Origin of the sequence: Phytohalomonas tamaricis (genome assembly GCF_003012345.1) — a bacterium.
In the GTDB taxonomy this organism is placed as follows: domain Bacteria; phylum Pseudomonadota; class Gammaproteobacteria; order Pseudomonadales; family Halomonadaceae; genus Phytohalomonas; species Phytohalomonas tamaricis.
In genome coordinates, this window is record NZ_PVRV01000019.1 from 75,848 (window position 1) to 95,685 (window position 19,838).

A 19,838-nucleotide genomic window follows, 5' to 3' on the forward strand; every position below is an offset into this window, starting at 1 on the left:
GTAATGGGCGACTTACATGGATTCCTTGATGCCGCGCTTGATCAGCCACCAGTTGACGGGATAGGAGGTGATAAAGCCGATGATCATCGCAATCTGCATCATGAACCAGAACTCTATCGATGCCACATGCAGGGTTTGCCCAAACACCACGGCAAACAAATAGAAATGTGCAAAAGCCATGAAGCCATACATCCCTACCTGCCAGGCGGTCAACGAAAGAAAGTCTGCCTTGACAGCCTGCACTAGACCATTACCCGGTGACAGGCCACGCATGGGCTTGATAGTGAAGTACTGAAACGCCACGCCGAGTAAAAATGCCAGAATGTAATCAAATACCCACACGGCAAACATCTTCTCACCAAAGATCGCTTGCCAACCGAACCAGATGGCAATCACCGGAAAGAACAGCGCCAGCGACTCGGCAATGATGTCACCCAGCGTACACCCACTACCGCAGTGCAACGCGCCCTTGGCGACCTTGAGCGGGAACGGTGTCTTGGCCATATGCGGCGGTGTTTCATCATTCTGCATGGCCGGATGAGCCACCTCATGGGCGGCCAACCGGCCGTATTTAAGATAAAACGGTACAATCAATACATGCCCGAACAGTGCACATAAAGACCAAACATAATTCATGATGCTCATGTGTTGCGGATGACGGCGCACGTCCATAGCAATGTAAATAGCGCAGACAATTCCCAACAGCACGGAAATCCACGCAATGGTCGTTAACCAGGCAGGTATCATACAAAGAACTCCTTTTCCTTTTGAGAAACCTGAGCTTTTCAAGTCTAGTCAATTATTCATGAACGAATAAACACACGGCTTAATTAGCTTGATAAATTAAGCCCATGAGTAGCACACGATGTTTTAATCCAAAAAACACCTTTTCCTTAAAAGCATTATTATCCTTTCAAGCGCCGCGCTAACATAAGCTTTCTAGCTAAGTTCATTCAGCTAAATAATGTCATGCATCTTAATTATAGCGAGTAAAATCAGCAGCTTATATCATGCAATGCGGCTTTCTTTTTAACATGACAAGCACTTCATACTTCCACAAACCTATGTGCACAACATAGCTAATTAACATTCGATTTCACCCATAACACATTAGTCACGCTAACCAACTCAAGCTAGATACAAATTCTCTAATATCATGCTTACATTCATTGTCAGAGCAGCCGTTCACTGTTGCTCCGCTCTACGCTTTATGTTTTATTTAGCGCTCTTATTGTCATTGATTTTTCCCACTTGCAGGTTTCGCATCACTTCATGAAAGTATTAAGGCTTCTTCTCATTGTCGCATTGACGCTATCGGTGCCAGCTCTCGGGCAGGCGTCGTCGGGCGTTGATGAGCAATGCCGCATGATGCCCGGCACTTTCATGGCTCATGATACTCTCGATCAGCATGATTGTGACGTGATAGCCAAAGCGCCCTCGTCAAAGCCTGACTCGCGTGACACGTGCCCCGCTATGCAAAACTGTGCTGTTGGCGCGGCGCTGTATCTCTCCACTTCGTCTTTATCCCTTCGTACCTCACGTCCCGTTCGTATTGTCGCCCTGCTACCCGACACGCCGACTGTCTTTCGCGCCCCCGACGGTCTGTGGCGCCCTCCTCGCCTGATCTAACTCACAGCTGAACATCATTCTCGCCGGCACGATTGCCTGCGAAGTCGAGCACGCCTGCGCGCTGTCGCACCGTGCCTGGAAAGTTCTGGAGTTAGAGCATGTCTCTTTACAGCAGAAGTTATGTCCTGTCCGGCTGGCTAATGATCGGCTGGCTGGGCATGGCGGGAAGCGCTTACGCCTCACCGCTGAGTTTCGATGATGCCTTGGCACTGGGCGTACGCAATGCTCCCGAACTGAGCGCCAATGCGGCCCGGATCGCCAGTGCGCAAGAATTGATTGAGCCGGCCGACGCACTGCCGGACCCCAAGCTGAGCCTTGGCGTCACCAACTATCCGGTTTCCGGCCCAGAAAAGGGCAGCCTGACCGAAAGCCAGATGACGATGCAGCGCATCGGTCTGTCGCAGGCCATACCCAATGGCGCCAAGCGTCATGCCCGCAAGGCAATTGCCGAGGCCGAGCTTGGCAATGCTCAGGCATTGCGTCATGTGGTGCACCTCATGGTGCATCACCATACGGCGCAGGCCTGGTTCAAGCGCTACTACCTGGAACGCAAGCTTGAACAGCTTGATGAACTCGATCAGGAAAACCGTCTTCTCACGACTACCGTTCAGGCCCAGATCGCATCAGGCAGCGCCCCGCTGACGGATAGCGTGCTTGCCAAACAAGCCGTGGCCGAGCTTGCCGATCGTCGTGATGCTCTTGAGAGCGAGCGGATCGCCGCCATCGCCGAGCTACGCCGCTACGTGGGCGAAGCGGCCAATGAGCCGCTTGAAGGCGCTCCGCCCTCTTTTGATTTTTCCCCCGAAGCCTTGCGCGCGAGCGTTAAGCGCTATCCCGAGATGCTTGTCTTAGCCGCTCAGACCCGCACTGCAGAGGCCAGGCTTGCCGAAGCGAAGGCCGAAAAGCGTCCCGATTGGGGCGTCGAGCTGGCCTACCAGCATCGTGATGAACGCTACGGCGACATGGTCTCGGCACAGGTGTCGTTTGACCTGCCGCTGTTCTCAGGTAGCCGTCAGGACCCGACGATTCGCGCCCGACAGCACAGTGTTGAGCGTCTTCAGTTCGAACACGACGCGCTGCGGCGTGAGCAAATGAGTGAGCTGGAGGGTCACCTGGCCGACTACGCCGCACTCTCCCACCAGCTCAAGCGGGCGCAAACCACCTGGCTCACTCTCGCCAACCAGAAAGTCGAACTGCAGTACGCCGCCTACAAGAACGGCCAGAGCACTCTCGACGCCATACTGGCTGCGCGCCGCGAACTGATCGACCAGCGTCTGCGCATCATCGATCTCAAACAACAGCGTGATCTGATCGCGATGCAGCTTCACTTTTCCTATGGGGAGCCCATGAATGAATAAGAACACGCTTAACGTGGCTGCCCTATTGTTTGCCATGACCGCTGCCAACGTAGGCATTACCTTGTGGCTGATTCATCGGGATACGTCCAGCGCCGAGCCTGCGTCTAAAACAGCGCAAGGTCAGGGTGAACAGCGCGAGGTGTTGTACTGGTATGACCCGATGGTGCCGGACCAGCACTTCGATCAGCCGGGCAAATCCCCATTCATGGATATGGAGCTGGTGCCCAAGTATGCCGACGAAGCCGGTAGTACAGATGCTGCGGTCAAGATCAATCCCGGCGTGGTGCAGAACCTTGGCGTCCGTACTACTCAGGTGACTCGCACCGAACTCACCAGCGCTATCGAGGCTGCCGCCAACGTACAGTTCAACGACCGTGATGTAGCGATCGTCCAGACGCGCAGCGCCGGATTCGTCGAGCGTAGCTACGATCTTGCACCGGGTGACGTGATCAAGCAGGGCGCGCCCCTGGCCGATCTGCTCATCCCCGCCTGGAGCGGTGCGCTGGAAGAGTATCTGGCCGTACTCACTACCCATGATCGCGCGCTGATCGACGCTACACGTCAGCGGCTGACACTGATGGGGATACCGGCCACGCTGATCGAGCGCGTCGAAAAAAACCGCCGTGCCCAGCCCATCATTACGATTCATGCGCCGATTGGCGGCGCCGTGCAGCGTCTCGATGTGCGGGCGGGAATGGCGTTGGAGAAAGGCGCGCCGCTGGCGGTGATCAACGGATTGGACACGGTCTGGCTCGAGGCCGCCGTGCCTGAAGCCCAAGCTGACCAGGTCCGCATCGGCCAGGCTGTCACGGCGCGGCTGACCGCCTACCCCGGCGAGACGTTCGAGGGTCAGGTGATTGCCGTGCTACCCACAAACGATCCGTCCAGCCGTACGCTGCAGGTGCGCATCGCGCTGCCCAACCCAGAGCTGCGCCTGCGTCCCGGCATGTTTGCTCGTGTCCAGCTTGAAAGCACCGCAGAAAGCGTACTAACCGTGCCCAGTGAAGCCGTGCTGCACGGTGGTCAGCGCGACTATGTGCTCGTTGCTAACGATGAGGGTGGCTTCACGCCGTCCGTTGTGACTCTCGGCGCACAATCCGGCCAGCAGACCGTGATACGCGATGGGTTGCAGGAAGGCCAGCGCGTCGTAGCCTCAGGACAGTTCCTGATCGACTCCGAAGCCAGCCTGGCCGGTGCACTCGATCGTCTCGGCAAGGCGGCCAGCAGCGCTGACGGCAGCGCCCATGACATGGATGACATGGCCGGCATGGACATGGGCGCCATGGAGGAGAACCCCGAGGCCGACGAGGCAACGGCACCGATCGAAAGCCGCGGCCGCGTCGAGGACATCTCCGCCGCGCAGGTCACCCTGTCGCACGAGCCCATCCCGGCGCTCGACTGGCCAGCGATGACCATGCCGTTCGAACTGGCCGATCCCGCGCTGGCGGACGGCCTCGAGGTCGGCGACACCGTAACCTTCACGATGCGCGAAGGCGACAGCGGCTACATCATCGAACGGCTGCAGATGAGCGGAGGCGCGCAATGATCGCACGCGTGATTCGCTGGTCGGTCGGCAACCGCTTTCTGGTGCTGCTGGCGACGCTGTTCATTGCCGTCGCCGGTGTGGTCTCGGTCAAAAATATGCCGCTCGATGCGCTGCCGGACCTGTCAGATGTTCAGGTCATCGTCCGCACGCCCTACCCCGGCCAAGCGCCACAGCTGGTCGAGGAACAGGTGACCTATCCGCTCTCGACCATGATGCTCTCGGTGCCGGGGGTCAAGACGGTACGCGGCTATTCGTTCTTTGGTGACTCCTATGTCTACGTGCTGTTCGACGACGATACCGACCTTTACTGGGCGCGCTCGCGGGTACTCGAGTATCTGAGCCAGGCGCAGGGCCAGCTGCCCAATGACGTCACGCCAGTGCTGGGCCCTGACGCTACCGGCGTAGGATGGGGGTATGAATACGCTCTGGTTGATCACAGCGGCCAGCACGATCTGTCCCAGTTGCGTAGCCTGCAGGACTGGTTCTTGAAGTATGAACTCAAGAGTCTGCCCGGCGTGGCCGAGGTCGCCACCATTGGCGGTATGGTCAAGCAGTACCAGGTGGTGCTTGACCCGGTGAAACTGGCCGCTTACGGCATTACGCAGCGTCAGGTCATCTCGGCCATTCAGAACGCCAACCAGGAAACCGGCGGCTCAGTGCTCGAAATGGCCGAAACCGAGTACATGGTGCGGGCGTCCGGCTACCTCGAGTCGCTTGAGGACTTCCAACACATTCCGCTCAAGGCCAGTGTCGAGGGCGTGCCGGTCACGCTGGGTGACGTGGCCAGAATTCAGCTCGGGCCCGAGATGCGTCGTGGTATCGCCGAGCTTAATGGTGAAGGTGAGACGGTGGGCGGCGTGGTGGTGCTGCGCTCCGGCGGCAATGCGTTGGCAACGATCGAGGCGGTCAAAGCCAGACTGGACACACTAAAGGGCAGTCTGCCCGACGGCGTCGAAATCGTGCCTACTTATGATCGCAGCCAGCTGATCGAGAACGCCGTCGAGAATCTGAGCCACAAGCTGATCGAGGAATTCATCGTCGTCGCGCTGGTCTGCGTAGTGTTCCTCTGGCATCTGCGCTCGGCCTTCGTCGCGATCCTGTCGCTGCCGCTGGGTCTGCTGGTGGCCTTTATGATCATGCAGTGGCAGGGCATCAACGCCAACATCATGTCGCTGGGCGGTCTGGCCATTGCCATCGGCGCGATGGTCGACGCCGCCGTGGTCATGATCGAGAATGCCCACAAGAAGCTCGAGGCTTGGCATTACGCCAACCCTGGCCAGCAGCTCAAGGGAGAACGTCGCTGGCAGGTGATTGGTGATGCCGCCGCCGAGGTGGGGCCGGCGCTGTTCTTCAGTCTGCTGATCATCACGCTGTCTTTCATTCCGGTGTTCACACTGCAGGCCCAGGAAGGTCGCCTGTTCGGGCCGCTGGCATTTACCAAGACCTATGCCATGGCTGGTGCAGCAGGCCTGTCGATCACGCTGATTCCGGTATTGATGGGCTACTGGATTCGTGGTCGCATTCCCGCCGAAAACCGCAACCCGCTCAACCAGCTGCTGATCTGGCTATACCGGCCGCTGCTCAACGTCACGCTACGTCGTCCCAAAATCACGATCTTTCTGGCGCTGGTGCTGCTGGCGAGTGCGGCGTGGCCGATCACCCGGCTCGGCGGCGAATTCATGCCGCCGCTCGATGAAGGCGATCTGCTCTACATGCCCTCGGCCCTGCCGGGGCTGTCGGTGGGCAAGGCGTCGCAACTGCTGCAGCAGACCGACCGCCTGATCAAGACCGTGCCCGAGGTGGAGAGCGTATTCGGCAAGGCCGGCCGTGCCGAGACGGCTACCGACCCGGCCCCCTTGACCATGTTTGAGACGACGATTCGCTTCAAACCGCGTGACGAGTGGCGCCCCGGCATGACGCCCGACAAGCTGATCGACGAGCTCGACCGCGTCGTGCAGGTGCCGGGACTGACCAACGTCTGGGTACCGCCGATTCGTAACCGCATCGATATGCTCGCCACCGGGATCAAGAGTCCGATTGGGGTCAAGGTCTCGGGCACCGACATTACTCAACTTGACCGTATTGCCCAGCAGGTCGAGCAGGCGGCGAAAAGGGTGCCCGGGGTGACCTCGGCCCTGGCCGAGCGCCTCAAGGGCGGGCGCTACGTCGACATTGATATCGACCGCGCAGCAGCGGCACGCTACGGGCTCAATATCAGCGATGTGCAGGCCATCATTTCCTCGGCGATTGGCGGCAAGAACATCGGCGAGACAGTCGAAGGGCTGGCCCGCTATCCGATCAACGTGCGCTATCCGCGCGCCGTGCGTGATTCGCTCGAAGAGGTGCGTCAGCTGCCGATCCTGACCGCCAGCGGCGCGCAGATCACCCTCGACAGCGTGGCGACTATCAGCCTGAGCGAAGGCCCACCAATGCTCAAGAGCGAGAACGCACGCCTGACCACGCTGGTGTATGTCGACGTCCGCGACCGTGACCTCGGCTCGGTAGTCGCCGATCTGCAAGAGACGGTCGGTCAGCAGGTCAAACTCGCCCCCGGCGTCTCGATCGCCTACTCGGGCCAGTTCGAGTACATGCAGCGCGCCAATGAGCGTCTCAAACTCGTCGTACCGGCGACGCTGTTGATCATCTTCGTGCTGTTCTATCTGACGTTTCGCAGCATTGGCGAGGCGCTGCTGCTGATGGGGACGCTGCCCTTCGCCCTGGTTGGCGGCGTGTGGCTGCTCTACCTGCTCGGCTACAACACGTCGATTGCCACGGGAGTGGGGTTCATTGCGCTGGCCGGCGTCTCGGCCGAGTTCAGCGTGGTGATGCTGCTCTATCTCAAGCAGGCCATTGCGCGCTACCGCACGGCAGACGGCTCTCTTGAGCCACAGGCGCTCGATGCTGCCATTCAGGAAGGAGCTGTACTGCGCGTGCGCCCCAAGGCGATGACCGTGGCGGTCATTCTCGCTGGCCTCATCCCTATCATGGTGGGCAGCGGCACCGGTTCGGAAGTGATGAGCCGCATTGCCGCGCCAATGGTCGGCGGCATGATTACCGCACCGTTCGTTTCAATGCTTCTGGTGCCCATTGTGTATCGCCTGATGCGTACCCCGCGTCGTCGAGACGCTACTTCTCAGCATGCAACACACGACTAACCGTTCCACCCTTCATGAGGATCTACCTATGAACAAGCTGATTCGCCCCCTGTTGACCGCTGCTACGCTGGTGCTGGCGACCCAGACGCTGCCCGTCATGGCAGCGGAGATGCAGGACATGGATATGAAAGCCTCCTCTCAACAAAGCCAGGCTGAGACCGTTCAGGCCAGCGGTGTGGTCAAGGGCATCGACCTGCAGGCACAGAAGATCACCCTGGCCCACAGCCCGATAAAAGCGCTTAACTGGCCGGCAATGAAGATGGCTTTCAAGGTGGCCGAGCCGACGCTATTGGAAGGTATTAATGTTGGTGACAAGGTCCAATTCGAACTGCAGGGCGCTGATCATGTCGTTACCGCACTTGAAACTGATGCCTAGCTTGAGATCTTAGGCTAACCACTCTTTAGGGCTTGATCTGCAGGCAGGCCCTATCCCCTAGTTTCTGAAGAGTCAGGACAAGTTTGGAGGAAAACGATGAAGCACTTAACCAAGACATTTGCCACTACAAGCATCGCCCTGGCCGGGCTTTTCGCCGGCTCACTACTGCTGGCTGTCCAGGCCGATGCCCACACGGACGCCGCCGACTCAGGCCATATGATGCAGGGTATGATGGGGCACGGCCAAACCATGGCCGAAGACAGCAATCATCAGGACATGATGTCAGGCAACATGATGGGGCATGGTGAAATGATGCAGCAGATGCAGACCATGATGGCCCACTGCAACCGCATGATGTCACAGCCTGATAACGAGCAGCACTAACCTGCAACGAGGCCGACGTCCCTGGACGTCGGCTTTCTGTCATCGTCGACAGCCCCTGGGCCTCACAGCGTCAGGTTATCCTTGCTGACATCAAGCTGCTCAAGGCGTCCACGCAGCAGCTCGGGAAAGCGCTCGAACCAGGTCTGGTTGAGCGGTGACGGGTGCGGCAGTGGGTAAAGACTGAAGGTCTGCTCCTCACCGTCGATGGTGCTCAAGGTGACATCAATATGCGTCTCGAAGCGATCATCCTGCTTCCAAAAGGCTTCAAGCCGGTCACGTGCCTCCTTCGATTGATTGATACCGAACCACAAAAACGCCTCGCGCCCCAGCGTGATCACTGTCCGCCCCTGCCACTGCTCGATCAGCAGTTTGTTCATTAGCGGATGGAAGCGCTTCTTGACCTTCATTGACCACGCCTTGTTGCCGATTGGCTTGTAGGGCACGGTATTGATCCAGAAAAAATGCTTGCCTAGTGCACGTGACGCCTCAAAATCGGGCATTTCCTTACCATATAGATACTGATAGAGATTCTTGCGCACGATCTGGCCGCCGGCACCGATGAACGGCTCGCCGTACTTGACCTCATCACGACCGGGATCGCGGCCGAAGAAGCCGATCCGCGCATTGGCCTCACCCAGGCCGATAATAGGCTCCAGAGGGTCCTTGCTGAAACGCTCATAGACCTCGGTATCGATACCCTCGGTCTCTTGCGCAACGTCACGAAACGCCTCACGCTGACGCTTATCAAGCGGCATAAACACTCCTTGTGCAGTGACTATGGGCATCTAGTTTCCCTTCATGCATAAGCTTAGCGGTTTATGCCGTGAATGATCACTTTCCCGCGTTGGCGCCTGTATAGATGCCACTACATCACACGAGAATAGAATGGATTCACTGACTCAGGCATGTCTGGGAGGAACAATTGGCGGCATCGTGCTCGGGCGGCGCCTGGGCCGCAAGTCAGTCATTGCCGGTGCGTTATTGGCAACGCTTCCCGATCTCGACAGTTTCATCGACTACGGCAACGCCGTAACCAACTATACCTACCATCGCAGCTTCAGCCATTCGCTGCTGGTTTTGACCGTTGTCGCGACGCTGCTCGCCTTCGCCCTGTCGCGTTGGCGCAGGACACGCAAATATGCCAGCTTACGTCGTTGGTGGTGGTTTTGCATGCTGGTGCTGATCACGCACCCTCTGCTGGATGCCTTCACTACCTATGGCACCCAGCTGCTGTGGCCTTTGACATTACCACCCATCGCGTGGAAGACGATATTTATCATCGACCCGCTTTATACGCTGCCGCTGCTGATCGCCTCGATTATCTTTCTGATACGCGGTTACGCGCCACGCGCCCTGAAGATCGGTCTGGGACTATCGTGCGCTTATCTGATGTTTACGGTAGGTGCCAAGGCGTACGTACTTGAGCGCGTCACAACGACATTGGCTCAGCACCATGTTCCAGGCCATGACCTGATGATTCAGCCCACGCCCTTCAATACATTGCTGTGGCGCGTCACTATGATAGAAGGCAAGCGTCAGCGCGAAGCCTTTGTCAGTCTGTTCGACGCCGGCATTCCACCACGCTTTGACACCTACACCCGCCATGCCGAGCTCGCCGCACCAGCCCTGTCATTTGATGCTGGCCAGCGCTTGTCCTGGTTCGCAGGGCCTTTCCTGCGCTATGGCATCGAAGATAACCGTCTGATCGTCTCCGATATCCGCATGGGCTTGCCCGGCGCCTATAGTTTTTCTTTCGCTGTTGCCGAGCGAGACACCCACAACCAGTGGCTGCAGATCAGTGCGGCTCAGCGCCCGGCAAGCTATCCAAACGCTGCCACACTCAAGCTGCTGATGAAGCGTATCATTGATCCCCACGCACTATGCCCAGGCGATATCAGTTCAGCAGCGCTATTAATCGAGCCTTTATCTAATAGTGCCGCAGCCAAGCTGCCACCCTGTCAAACGGACGACACGCATCAGTTCAACGCCTCGCCACACCCCTCATAACGCTGACCGTCCAGCATCAGTGTTACTCGGGTGGGATAAGGCTCACCGCTTGTACGGTCGAAGCAGGCACCCGCGGCAATCTCGACACGCATGTCATGTACGCGGTTGTTACCGGTGGCAATGAAACGTGCCTCGTGTCCGTCCCGGTTGAGTTCCACATCGTAGGGCAGCTCAAATTCATTAAGTGAATCATTGCTGTCCTGACCTAGCGTGATAGCGGCTTGTGGCGTGTCATTAGCCAAGGTCAATGTCCATGCCGGAGCACTGCCGAGCGCATGGAAGCGGGCATTGTCACCGCTGTTACGGCTCAACGTGCGTTCGGCATCGATCTGGCACTGGCCCTGGCGGCTGCCATTGCCTATCAAGGCCTCGCTGTCCTGATTCCAGAAGGAGATATCATCCTTTTGATATTTTGTCCCAGCCTCGGCAGTGTCTACTTGAGGTAGCTCGGGTAATTCGTAATAGCCAAGCTTCGACCACAGCTTCACCCTCCCGGCTGGAAAGGCAGCTATAAGATCCTGCGCAGGTGTACAGCGCCAGGTGACGAGTGTTGCGGCCTCACCCGGCCCGAACGCATGGGGCAAGGTCGGCGCCACAAGCGTTTCCGGCTCGTTATTGTCTTCAGGCAGGGGTAACTGCGGGGGCAAGATGAAGACGTGCTGGGGCGTCTGTGGTGACACGGCATGTTCGGCGCATCCTGCAAGCCCCAGCAAAATCAGTGTTGCCACGGCTGTCCCTAATAGCCAAGCCGCTTTCATGCTCGTCTCCTTACGTTTAATGACTACTTATCGATTCACTATAGTCGAGCGGAACATGACGCCGGAACGCATCGTAATGAATAACCACTCATGTTGACGCTAATTTAATTGCGGGCCTGAACGGCGCTATTTATTGGTCACCGACTGGCAAAACATGCTGAACCAAACTAAATTAAAAAACCATTAAAATGAAAAGCGCTCATTCAATATGCTTGAATTTCGTCATCTGCGCACTATCGTTGCACTTCGAGATACCGGATCGCTTGTTGAAGCTGCCGAGCGCGTTCATCTGACCCAGTCGGCGCTTTCACATCAGGTCAAGGATCTTGAAGATCGGATTGGCTGCCCACTATTTTATCGAAAAACTCGCCCCGTTCAGTTCACCCGCGCCGGACAACGCATCTTAGCGCTTGCCGAACAGATTCTGCCGCAGATGCGACTGGCCGAGCGCGACATTGCGCGTCTCGCCGGTGGCGAACATGGCCGCTTGCACATGGCAATCGAATGTCACAACTGCTTTCAATGGTTGATGCCGACCATCGACCGCTTTCGCGATCACTGGCCGGAAGTCGAAGTTGATATTCCTAGCGGCCATAGTTTCGACCCGCTGCCAGCGCTGGCGCGTGAACAGCTCGACTTAGTCATCACTGCCGATCCTCAGCCGCTGCCCAATCTGCACTACGCGCCGCTGTTTCGCTACGAGGGATTACTCGCCATCGCCAAGCAGCATCGCCTGGCCAAGCACGCTTGGGTAACCCCTCAGGATCTGCAGGAAGAAACACTGATCACCTACCCGGTAGAGCATGCCCGTCTTGATGTGTTTACCCGCTTTCTCAATCCGGCAGGCATTCATCCTCAAGAGGTGCGCACCGCTGAGCTGACTATCATGATGATGCAACTGGTTGCCAGCGAACGCGGCGTGTGCGCGTTACCTAACTGGGCACTGACCGAATACCTCGAGCGCGATTACGTCAAGGCATTGCCGTTGGGCGAAGGTGGACTCTGGAATACCCTTTACGCCGCCGTTCGCGACGATCAACGTCACTTGGCATGGATGGAGGATTTCCTGCGCACAGCCCGTGAAACGTCCTTTGCCGTGCTCAGCGGGATCAAGCCCGCCGATTGAATATCGCAGGGAGCCTTCTCATTCGCTCCCTAAGCTTTGCTCAGTTCCCGTCACGAGTCGCGTCGGTAGGCACAGGTCTCTCACTATCTGTGTAGTCAGGCATGACGTGTGGCAACACCAGTCTGAAACTTGCCCCGCCAAGATGAGGCGAAGTATCAACGATGACCTGCCCATAGTGCCAGCGCATGATCTTGGCGACGATCGCAAGGCCCAGGCCATAGCCCCCTGATCGGCGGGTACGGCTGGTATCGAGGCGGGCAAAGGGTTTGAAGATTTTCTCCCGGTCACGCGGGGACACGCCAGGGCCATCGTCCTCCACGCTCAGACTGGCCTGCTTGTCGTCACTGCTAAGCTCGATGATCACCTTCTCATGTGCATGCCAGCAGGCATTGACGACAAGATTTTGCAACGCACGCTTGAGTGATCGCGGATCAGCCTCGACCCATAGCTCGTCCACACCCTGAATCGAAAGGGTCAGATTGGGGTGCAGTGGCGTGACGGTAGTGATCACTTCTTCAGCCATTTCACGACATTCAAGCGAGACGACCTCAAGCGGCAGAGCCGCATCGGTAGCGCTCTCAAGCCGGGCGTAAGTCAATATTTCATCGATCAACTTATCGAGCGACTCGATATCCGAATCCACTTCCTTGAGCTGTCGCTTGATGACAGGCGACTCACTCATGTCTTCAACCATCTGCAGCGCAAAACGAATGCGCGCCACCGGCGTTCTGAATTCATGAGATACCGCACGCATCAGATCCTGCTGTGCGGAAAGTACTGCCTGAACCTGAGCAGCCATGGCATTGAAAGCGTGACCTAGCTGGCCGAGATAGTCACCGCTGTCGACGCTGACACGCGTATCAAGATGGCCGGCAGCAATACGCGAAGCGGCACGCTCCAGACGCTGCAGACGCGATTCAAGACGCCGCACGATGAGATAGAATATAACGCCGAGCATCACCAGCATCACGATCATGACGATCGCAATAGGCATGCGAGGAATGGGTTCAAATGGTTGAATCGGCCCGGCCGAAATCCAGCGGCCATCCGACAATTGGGCATAAAGCGACAGGTCAAGCCGCTCCGGTGCCAGACTCATCACTACGTTACCGGCGTTGAGCTGCTCTCGCTGAGACGCACTCAGGCCCGCTGGCGTACCGCTGCCCAACCCCATGTTCAGTGACGTAACGTCACGCAACTGCCTGAAGCGTGCCTCGCGCTCTTCCGAGGGAACCTGCTCAAGCCACAGTCTCAGCAGCGCCATTAGACGCTGCGGCTGTTTCTCGCTCAGTTCTGAAAAATGAACCACCAACATCGAATCGGACTGTGGCAATCGTTTGTAAAGCCGCCATCCCGCTTCACTGCCGGCACTTTTCACCACAGTACCACCGTCATCAAGACGGCGGCGATCCCAGTAACCCAGCGCGGGCATTTCGGTATCGGACAGCGCGAGCCCCATGCCCAGGTCATCTTCATACTCACGCAACCAGGCATCGCGCTTGTCTTCGGGCTGCGCCTCGACCAGCGCCGACAGCAGGGCCATCGGTGCACTGGTCAAACGTTCGCGATACTGCTGAGCACGCGTGTCATTGAGCAACGACACGCCAAGCAGGCCTAGCGCGAAAATCACCAGCAGTGCGGCAAACAATGCAAGATAGACACGTAAAAACGCACCGCCGGTAGAACGCATACCTTAAATTTCCTTGACGAACAGATAACCTTTGCTGCGCACCGTCTTGATACGCTGGGGATGATGAGGATCATCACCGATCTTGGGACGAATACGCGAGACGCGTACGTCAATCGAGCGATCCTGACCATCATACTTAATGCCGCGCAGCGCAGAGAATATCTCCTCACGCGTCAGGACACGTCCGGCGTTAGAGGCCAACAGCCACAACAGGTCGAACTCAGCGCTGGTTAGATCAATGCGTTCGCCTTCAAGCCAAGCTTCGCGGGTGCTGGAGTCAACGACCAGGTCGCGAAACTCGAGCCGTACTTCGGTGGTGGGGTTCTCCACACCTTCGGCACGACGCATCAGCGCGCGCATGCGTGCCAACAGTACACGTGGCGGCACCGGTTTGGGTACATAGTCGTCAGCGCCCATTTCAAGGCCTAACACTTGGTCCATATCATCAGTACGTGCCGTCAGCATCAGGATAGGTCCTGGATATTGATGGCGTACGCGCCGGCAAATGGACAACCCATCTTCGCCAGGCAACATAAGATCAAGAATGACAAGATCAGGCCGCAGCGACAGAATGCGCTCCACGCCGTTAGTACCATCATGCTCCACACTTACCTGAAAGCCGTTACCTTCGAGATATTCACGCGTCAGTGCAGCAAGACGTTCATCGTCTTCGATGATCAGAATATGGTCTTGGGCGGTGGTCGTCGTATCCAATGCTCAGTCCGTCCGATCGCAGTAATAAAAAAGGCTTCCGTGTAACAGGCTAGCGTTGCGTCATCGCACACTAGCCTGTGGACACTCATTCCCGGCAGTCATGGCAATACCACACCGAGGGATCAGGCCATGATACCCAATTCTAGTCACATTGGGTCTAGCCTAGTTATTTTGTCGATAAAAAAATTTAACAAGATGAATAAATTCCCATGATTTAGGCAGTTACGTGCCTACAGTTTTAAACCACACTTTACTCACAACTTATCCACTAGACTCGCTGCTCAAACAACACTATCTTGTGCCGCATAGACTAGCAGCCACCACATATTGGGCTCTAGCAAGTTTCACCCCTACTCGTCAACAGTCACGTAACTTCTATACTTAACGGACTAATTATGCCGTTTCGGCCATTTAGTGTGGCGCTTTGTTACGTGGGCTCGCAGAGAGGCAAAAACAGTAGTGATCACTTATTTTCACAGGCAAGGGAAGTAGGCGCCCATGGATACCACACTCTCCTCCGAATACGCTGCGGATGATTTGTTGTTCAACGAGAACGCGCCGAAAAGTCTGCGCGTCATCAAGCGCGGCGGCGATGTCGTCGCGTTCACCCCTAGCAAGATCTCGGTGGCGATTACCAAGGCATTCCTTGCCGTGGAAGGTGAAAATGCCGCCACCTCCTCGCGTATCCGCGAGCAGGTCAAAGAGCTGACCCAGCAGATCATGAGTGCCTTCGAGCGCCGCATGCCCGATGGCGGCACGCTGCACATCGAAGACATCCAGGATCAGGTCGAACTGGCACTGATGCGTTCGGGAGAACACAAGGTAGCCCGTGCTTACGTGCTCTATCGTGAAGAGCATAACCGTCAGCGTGCGGCACAGACCCAGGGCATTGAAAAGCCCCATCCGACGATTAACGTCACCCAGAAGGACGGCAGTACACGTCCACTCGACCTGGGCCGTATCGAAACGCTGGTGAACGAAGCCTGCGAAGGTCTGGCGCATGTCGATGCCAAGCGCATCGTCGATGAGTCGGTCAAGAACCTCTACAACGGCGTGCCGGTCGACGGTGTTGCTACCGCGCTGATGATGACCGCGCGCATGCTGGTCGAGAAAGACCCCAACTACACTTACGTCACCGCTCGTCTTTTGCAGGACAACCTGCGCCGCGAAGCGCTGTCCTTCCTGGGCGTGGCCGAAGAAGCCACCTTTGGCGACATGGCCACGCTCTATAAGGAAGCATTCAAGGTCTATATCGCCCGTGGCATCGAGTTTGAACAGCTTGACCCCAAGCTCGCCGAGTTCGATCTGGAGCGTCTGGGCGCTGCGCTGAATCACTCACGTGATAATCAGTTCACCTATCTCGGCTTGCAGACGCTTTACGACCGCTACTTCCTGCATCGCAACGGCGTGCGCTATGAGCTGCCACAGGTAATGTTCATGCGCGTCGCGATGGGCCTGGCGCTTAACGAAGATGATCGCGAAGCACGCACGATCGAGTTTTATGAGCTGCTATCCAGCTTCGACTACATGGCTTCCACGCCGACGCTGTTCAATGCCGGCACGATACGCAGTCAGCTTTCTTCGTGCTATCTGACCACGGTCCCCGATGCACTGGATGGCATCTACGGCGCAATCCGTGACAACGCCATGCTCTCCAAGTGGGCCGGCGGACTCGGCAACGACTGGACACCGGTGCGTGCACTGGGCTCCTACATCAAGGGTACCAACGGCAAGAGCCAGGGCGTTGTGCCCTTCCTCAAGGTCGTCAACGACACCGCCGTCGCCGTCAATCAGGGTGGCAAGCGCAAGGGTGCGGTCTGTGCCTATCTCGAAAGCTGGCACCTCGACGTCGAAGAGTTCCTTGAGCTGCGCAAGAACACCGGTGACGATCGTCGTCGTACCCATGATATGAATACCGCCAACTGGGTGCCGGACCTGTTCATGAAGCGTGTGATCGAGGACAAGGAGTGGACACTGTTCTCGCCCTCCAATACTCCTGATCTGCACGACCTGTATGGCGCCGCGTTTGAGAAGCGCTTCGAAGAATACGAAGCAATGACACGCTCCGGCGAGATCACGTTGTTCAAACGTGTCCAGGCCAAAGACCTGTGGCGCAAGATGCTGTCGATGCTGTTCGAAACAGGTCATCCGTGGATTACCTTCAAGGACCCCTGCAACCTGCGCAGCCCGCAGCGTCACGCCGGTGTCGTCCACTCATCCAACCTGTGCACCGAGATCACGCTCAACACTTCGGTCGATGAGATCGCGGTATGTAACCTGGGCTCGATCAATCTGGCCGCGCATATCGTCGATGGCAAGCTCGATAACGAAAAGCTCGGCCGCAGCGTCAAGACCGCTGTCCGTATGCTCGATAACGTCATCGACATCAACTACTACGCGGTACCGCAGGCAAAGAACTCCAACTTCAAGCATCGTCCGGTCGGCCTCGGGCTGATGGGCTTCCAGGATGCGCTTTACAAGCAGGGCATCGCCTATGCCTCTGATGCAGCGGTCGATTTTGCTGACCGTTCCATGGAGCTGATCAGCTATCACGCTATCGAGGCGTCAAGCGATCTCGCCGCCGAGCGTGGCCACTACAAGTCGTACGAAGGCTCGCTGTGGAGTCAGGGCATTCTGCCGCTCGACTCGATCAAGCTGTTGGCGCAGGAACGTGGCGAGCAGTACCTTAAGGTCGATACTTCCTCTACTCAGGACTGGGATCGTCTTCGCGAGAAGGTCGTTCAGCAGGGCATGCGCAACTCCAACGTGATGGCAATCGCACCGACCGCGACGATTTCCAACATCTGTGGCGTAGCTCAGTCGATTGAGCCGACCTATCAGAACCTCTATGTGAAGTCGAACCTGTCCGGCGAGTTCACGGTAGTCAATGCTCACATGATCAATGACCTTAAAGAGGCCGGTCTGTGGGACGAAGTAATGATCAACGATCTCAAGTACTACGATGGCAGCGTCCAGCCGATCGATCGTATCCCTGACGCACTCAAGCAGCGCTACGCCACTGCCTTCGAAATCGAAGCCAAGTGGATCGTTGCAGCCGCATCGCGTCGTCAGAAGTGGATCGACCAGGCACAGTCACTGAACCTGTATATCAGCGGCGTGTCCGGCAAGAAGCTCGATGAGACCTACAAGATGGCGTGGCTGATGGGCCTGAAAACAACGTACTACCTGCGCGCCCAGGCCTCGACGCGTCTTGAAAAATCGACCCTCAAGGGCACCGACGGCAAGCTGACCGGTGTCAAACTGGGCGGCTCCACGTCTAGCGAAAGCGCGGCAGTGCCCGCTACGCCTGCAGCAACAGCGCCTGCTGTGCCTGCCGACACACAGCAACCACTGGGTTCGGCACCGCCGTTGGCCTGTTCACTCGATGATCCCGACTGCGAGGCGTGTCAGTAAGCCTTACCAGCGGATGTCGTACGGCAGCTTCCCCTATGGAAGCTGCCGCCGACAAGCGACCCAAGTACTAGACGCCGCCGCACCGCGTAACGGTGGCAAGGATGAATAGCATGCAAGAACTCGATTTTTCCGATGAGCAAGCGACCGTAGCGCCTGCTGACACCAGCAGCGCCGATCAGATCGATACCAGCGGTCTGGGCGATATTGTCGTTGGTGCCGCCCGCATCGATGCCAGCCAGAAGGCGATGATCAATGCCCGTTCCGACGTCAACCAGCTGTTGCCGCTGAAGTACAGCTGGGCGTGGGAAAAGTACCTCGCCGGCTGCAACAACCACTGGATGCCGACCGAAGTCTCGATGCAGGCGGATATCGCCACCTGGCGTGCGCCGGTGAACAGTCCAGAAGGCCTGACCGAAGACGAAGTACTGATGCTCAAGCGCAACCTGGGCTTCTTCGCCACGGCAGAATCCCTGGTCGCCAACAACATCGTGCTGGCGGTATATCGCAACATCACCAACCCTGAGTGTCGTCAGTACCTACTGCGTCAGGCGTTTGAAGAAGCGATCCACACCCACACGTTCCAGTACATCTGCACCTCGCTCGGTCTTGATGAAGGCGAGCTGTTCAACATGTACCGTGAAGTACCGTCGATCACCGACAAGGATGCCTGGGCGCTGCAGTACACCCAGGCGCTGGAAGACCCCAACTTCAAGACCGGTACCGTTGAGCGTGATCAAGCGTTCCTGCGCGCTCTGGTAGCCTTCTACGTCATCTTCGAAGGCATGTGGTTCTACACTGGCTTCGCGCAGATTCTGGCCCTAGGCCGTCGCAACAAGATGGTCGGCATCTCCGAGCAGTATCAGTACATCCTGCGCGACGAGTCGATCCACCTGAACTTCGGCATCGACTGCATCAACCAGATCAAGATCGAGAACCCGCATCTGTGGACGCCAGAGTTTCAGGCCGAAATCCGTGGGATGCTGCACAAGGCGTGTGAGCTGGAAGTGGCTTACGGGCGTGAAACCATGCCGCGTGGCATCCTCGGTCTCAACGCCGAGCTATGCGAGAAGTACATGCATTTCATCACCAACCGTCGCGCCGAGCAGATCGGTCTGGCCCCGCTGTTTGCGGAAGTGGAAAACCCCTTCCCGTGGATGTCGGAGCTGATCGACCTGCCGAAGGAAAAGAACTTCTTCGAGACGCGGGTCACCGAATATCAGACCGGCGGCGCGCTGAGCTGGGATTGATAGAAGCAGACATCATCTGCCTATCGAAGCGCCCCGCATTGCGGGGCGTTTTTTATTGCGCCTTAACGCCTTTGCCGCTTTTGTATTCAGTCCTTGATCTAGCTACCCTTTTTGAACAGCCATTGGAAAAGGAGGATCTTGGCATGCTACGTAACGGATTATTCATTGCTTTGGTCGCCGCCTCGCTAACCGCCTGCGGCACCACAACTACTGAGCGCACTGCCAGCGGCGCCGGTATTGGTGCGGCGACAGGTGCTGCTGTGGGCACAGTCACCGGAGGCAGCGGCACGACCGGTGCACTTATTGGCGGTGCTGCTGGCGCTGCAGCAGGTGGTCTTACCGATGAAGACGACATCAACCTGAGTGAGTGATCGTTTTTAATCTCTTCAGGTCAATAAAAAGCCGCCCCGTTTACCCGGAGCGGCTTTTTTCCC

The 19,838-nt window shown here is 57.3% G+C and carries 16 protein-coding genes; 11 read left to right on the forward strand and 5 right to left on the reverse strand.

Annotated elements, in window-relative coordinates:
* Positions 1-12: 12 nt before the first annotated feature.
* Positions 13-747 carry a DUF4396 domain-containing protein gene (locus tag C3Z11_RS02345; protein ID WP_106475921.1) on the reverse strand — a complete coding sequence of 245 codons (735 nt, stop codon included), beginning with the start codon at positions 745-747 and terminating at the stop codon, positions 13-15.
* A gap of 525 nt (positions 748-1,272) precedes the next feature.
* On the opposite strand from C3Z11_RS02345, the gene C3Z11_RS02350 reads away from it, so the two are divergent.
* From C3Z11_RS02350 to C3Z11_RS02375, 6 genes are all read left to right on the forward strand, one after another.
* Positions 1,273-1,629 (forward strand): hypothetical protein, encoded by a 357-nt coding sequence (locus C3Z11_RS02350; protein ID WP_158700899.1) that lies wholly within the window; start codon positions 1,273-1,275, stop codon positions 1,627-1,629.
* Positions 1,630-1,727: 98 nt separating this feature from the next.
* Entirely contained in the window at positions 1,728-2,987 is a 1,260-nt protein-coding gene (locus C3Z11_RS02355) for a TolC family protein (protein ID WP_262927185.1), read from the forward strand.
* The gene (locus tag C3Z11_RS02360; protein ID WP_106475923.1) at positions 2,980-4,533 is read left to right on the forward strand and encodes an efflux RND transporter periplasmic adaptor subunit; all 1,554 of its coding nucleotides are present in this window, start codon (positions 2,980-2,982) and stop codon (positions 4,531-4,533) included. Before C3Z11_RS02355 ends, C3Z11_RS02360 begins: the two co-directional genes overlap by 8 nt.
* Positions 4,530-7,688, forward strand: coding sequence for an efflux RND transporter permease subunit (locus C3Z11_RS02365; RefSeq protein ID WP_106475925.1), 3,159 nt, complete (start codon positions 4,530-4,532; stop codon positions 7,686-7,688). The genes C3Z11_RS02360 and C3Z11_RS02365 overlap by 4 nt, the downstream gene beginning before the upstream one ends.
* 28 nt (positions 7,689-7,716) lie before the next feature.
* Positions 7,717-8,064 (forward strand): copper-binding protein, encoded by a 348-nt coding sequence (locus tag C3Z11_RS02370; RefSeq protein ID WP_158700900.1) that lies wholly within the window; start codon positions 7,717-7,719, stop codon positions 8,062-8,064.
* 96 nt (positions 8,065-8,160) lie between these two features.
* Complete coding sequence (locus tag C3Z11_RS02375) at positions 8,161-8,448, forward strand: hypothetical protein (protein WP_106475929.1); 288 nt, start codon at positions 8,161-8,163, stop codon at positions 8,446-8,448.
* Positions 8,449-8,510: 62 nt separating this feature from the next.
* On the opposite strand, the gene C3Z11_RS02380 is transcribed toward C3Z11_RS02375, so the two are convergent.
* On the reverse strand, positions 8,511-9,203 hold the full coding sequence (locus tag C3Z11_RS02380) for a uracil-DNA glycosylase family protein (RefSeq protein WP_106475931.1): 693 nt from the start codon (positions 9,201-9,203) through the stop codon (positions 8,511-8,513).
* 130 nt (positions 9,204-9,333) lie between these two features.
* Between C3Z11_RS02380 and C3Z11_RS02385 the strand changes: the two genes are divergently transcribed.
* Positions 9,334-10,455 carry a metal-dependent hydrolase gene (locus C3Z11_RS02385; RefSeq protein WP_106475933.1) on the forward strand — a complete coding sequence of 374 codons (1,122 nt, stop codon included), beginning with the start codon at positions 9,334-9,336 and terminating at the stop codon, positions 10,453-10,455.
* Here the strand turns inward: C3Z11_RS02385 and C3Z11_RS02390 are convergent.
* A complete protein-coding gene (locus C3Z11_RS02390; RefSeq protein WP_106475935.1) occupies positions 10,425-11,213 on the reverse strand; it encodes a hypothetical protein in 789 nt (262 codons plus the stop codon). The genes C3Z11_RS02385 and C3Z11_RS02390 overlap by 31 nt on opposite strands.
* 208 nt (positions 11,214-11,421) lie before the next feature.
* Here C3Z11_RS02390 and C3Z11_RS02395 point away from each other — a divergent pair, with 208 nt between their 5' ends.
* Positions 11,422-12,339 carry a LysR family transcriptional regulator gene (locus tag C3Z11_RS02395; protein ID WP_106475937.1) on the forward strand — a complete coding sequence of 306 codons (918 nt, stop codon included), beginning with the start codon at positions 11,422-11,424 and terminating at the stop codon, positions 12,337-12,339.
* 40 nt (positions 12,340-12,379) lie between these two features.
* On the opposite strand, the gene C3Z11_RS02400 is transcribed toward C3Z11_RS02395, so the two are convergent.
* Both C3Z11_RS02400 and C3Z11_RS02405 read right to left on the reverse strand, forming a co-directional pair.
* Complete coding sequence (locus C3Z11_RS02400) at positions 12,380-14,029, reverse strand: ATP-binding protein (RefSeq protein WP_106475939.1); 1,650 nt, start codon at positions 14,027-14,029, stop codon at positions 12,380-12,382.
* A gap of 3 nt (positions 14,030-14,032) precedes the next feature.
* Positions 14,033-14,743, reverse strand: a complete 711-nt coding sequence (locus tag C3Z11_RS02405; RefSeq protein WP_106475941.1) for a response regulator transcription factor — start codon at positions 14,741-14,743, stop codon at positions 14,033-14,035.
* 498 nt (positions 14,744-15,241) lie between these two features.
* Between C3Z11_RS02405 and C3Z11_RS02410 the strand changes: the two genes are divergently transcribed.
* The 3 genes from C3Z11_RS02410 (at position 15,242) to C3Z11_RS02420 (ending at position 19,775) form a co-directional block, all read left to right on the forward strand.
* Positions 15,242-18,157, forward strand: coding sequence for a ribonucleoside-diphosphate reductase subunit alpha (locus C3Z11_RS02410; RefSeq protein ID WP_106475943.1), 2,916 nt, complete (start codon positions 15,242-15,244; stop codon positions 18,155-18,157).
* Between the two features lie 110 nt (positions 18,158-18,267).
* Positions 18,268-19,404: a ribonucleotide-diphosphate reductase subunit beta gene (locus tag C3Z11_RS02415; protein WP_106475945.1), complete on the forward strand. Its 1,137-nt coding sequence runs from the start codon at positions 18,268-18,270 to the stop codon at positions 19,402-19,404.
* Positions 19,405-19,547: 143 nt separating this feature from the next.
* Positions 19,548-19,775, forward strand: a complete 228-nt coding sequence (locus C3Z11_RS02420) for a YMGG-like glycine zipper-containing protein (RefSeq protein ID WP_106475947.1) — start codon at positions 19,548-19,550, stop codon at positions 19,773-19,775.
* Positions 19,776-19,838: the final 63 nt, after the last annotated feature.

Bases quoted from the DNA above. Each gene is read 5' to 3' on its own strand.
- C3Z11_RS02345 (WP_106475921.1), bottom strand. From the start codon at position 747: ATGATACCTGCCTGGTTAACGACCATTGCGTGGATTTCCGTGCTGTTG.
- C3Z11_RS02350 (WP_158700899.1), top strand. From the start codon at position 1,273: ATGAAAGTATTAAGGCTTCTTCTCATTGTCGCATTGACGCTATCGGTG.
- C3Z11_RS02355 (WP_262927185.1), top strand. From the start codon at position 1,728: ATGTCTCTTTACAGCAGAAGTTATGTCCTGTCCGGCTGGCTAATGATC.
- C3Z11_RS02360 (WP_106475923.1), top strand. From the start codon at position 2,980: ATGAATAAGAACACGCTTAACGTGGCTGCCCTATTGTTTGCCATGACC.
- C3Z11_RS02365 (WP_106475925.1), top strand. From the start codon at position 4,530: ATGATCGCACGCGTGATTCGCTGGTCGGTCGGCAACCGCTTTCTGGTG.
- C3Z11_RS02370 (WP_158700900.1), top strand. From the start codon at position 7,717: ATGAACAAGCTGATTCGCCCCCTGTTGACCGCTGCTACGCTGGTGCTG.
- C3Z11_RS02375 (WP_106475929.1), top strand. From the start codon at position 8,161: ATGAAGCACTTAACCAAGACATTTGCCACTACAAGCATCGCCCTGGCC.
- C3Z11_RS02380 (WP_106475931.1), bottom strand. From the start codon at position 9,203: ATGCCGCTTGATAAGCGTCAGCGTGAGGCGTTTCGTGACGTTGCGCAA.
- C3Z11_RS02385 (WP_106475933.1), top strand. From the start codon at position 9,334: ATGGATTCACTGACTCAGGCATGTCTGGGAGGAACAATTGGCGGCATC.
- C3Z11_RS02390 (WP_106475935.1), bottom strand. From the start codon at position 11,213: ATGAAAGCGGCTTGGCTATTAGGGACAGCCGTGGCAACACTGATTTTG.
- C3Z11_RS02395 (WP_106475937.1), top strand. From the start codon at position 11,422: ATGCTTGAATTTCGTCATCTGCGCACTATCGTTGCACTTCGAGATACC.
- C3Z11_RS02400 (WP_106475939.1), bottom strand. From the start codon at position 14,029: ATGCGTTCTACCGGCGGTGCGTTTTTACGTGTCTATCTTGCATTGTTT.
- C3Z11_RS02410 (WP_106475943.1), top strand. From the start codon at position 15,242: ATGGATACCACACTCTCCTCCGAATACGCTGCGGATGATTTGTTGTTC.
- C3Z11_RS02415 (WP_106475945.1), top strand. From the start codon at position 18,268: ATGCAAGAACTCGATTTTTCCGATGAGCAAGCGACCGTAGCGCCTGCT.
- C3Z11_RS02420 (WP_106475947.1), top strand. From the start codon at position 19,548: ATGCTACGTAACGGATTATTCATTGCTTTGGTCGCCGCCTCGCTAACC.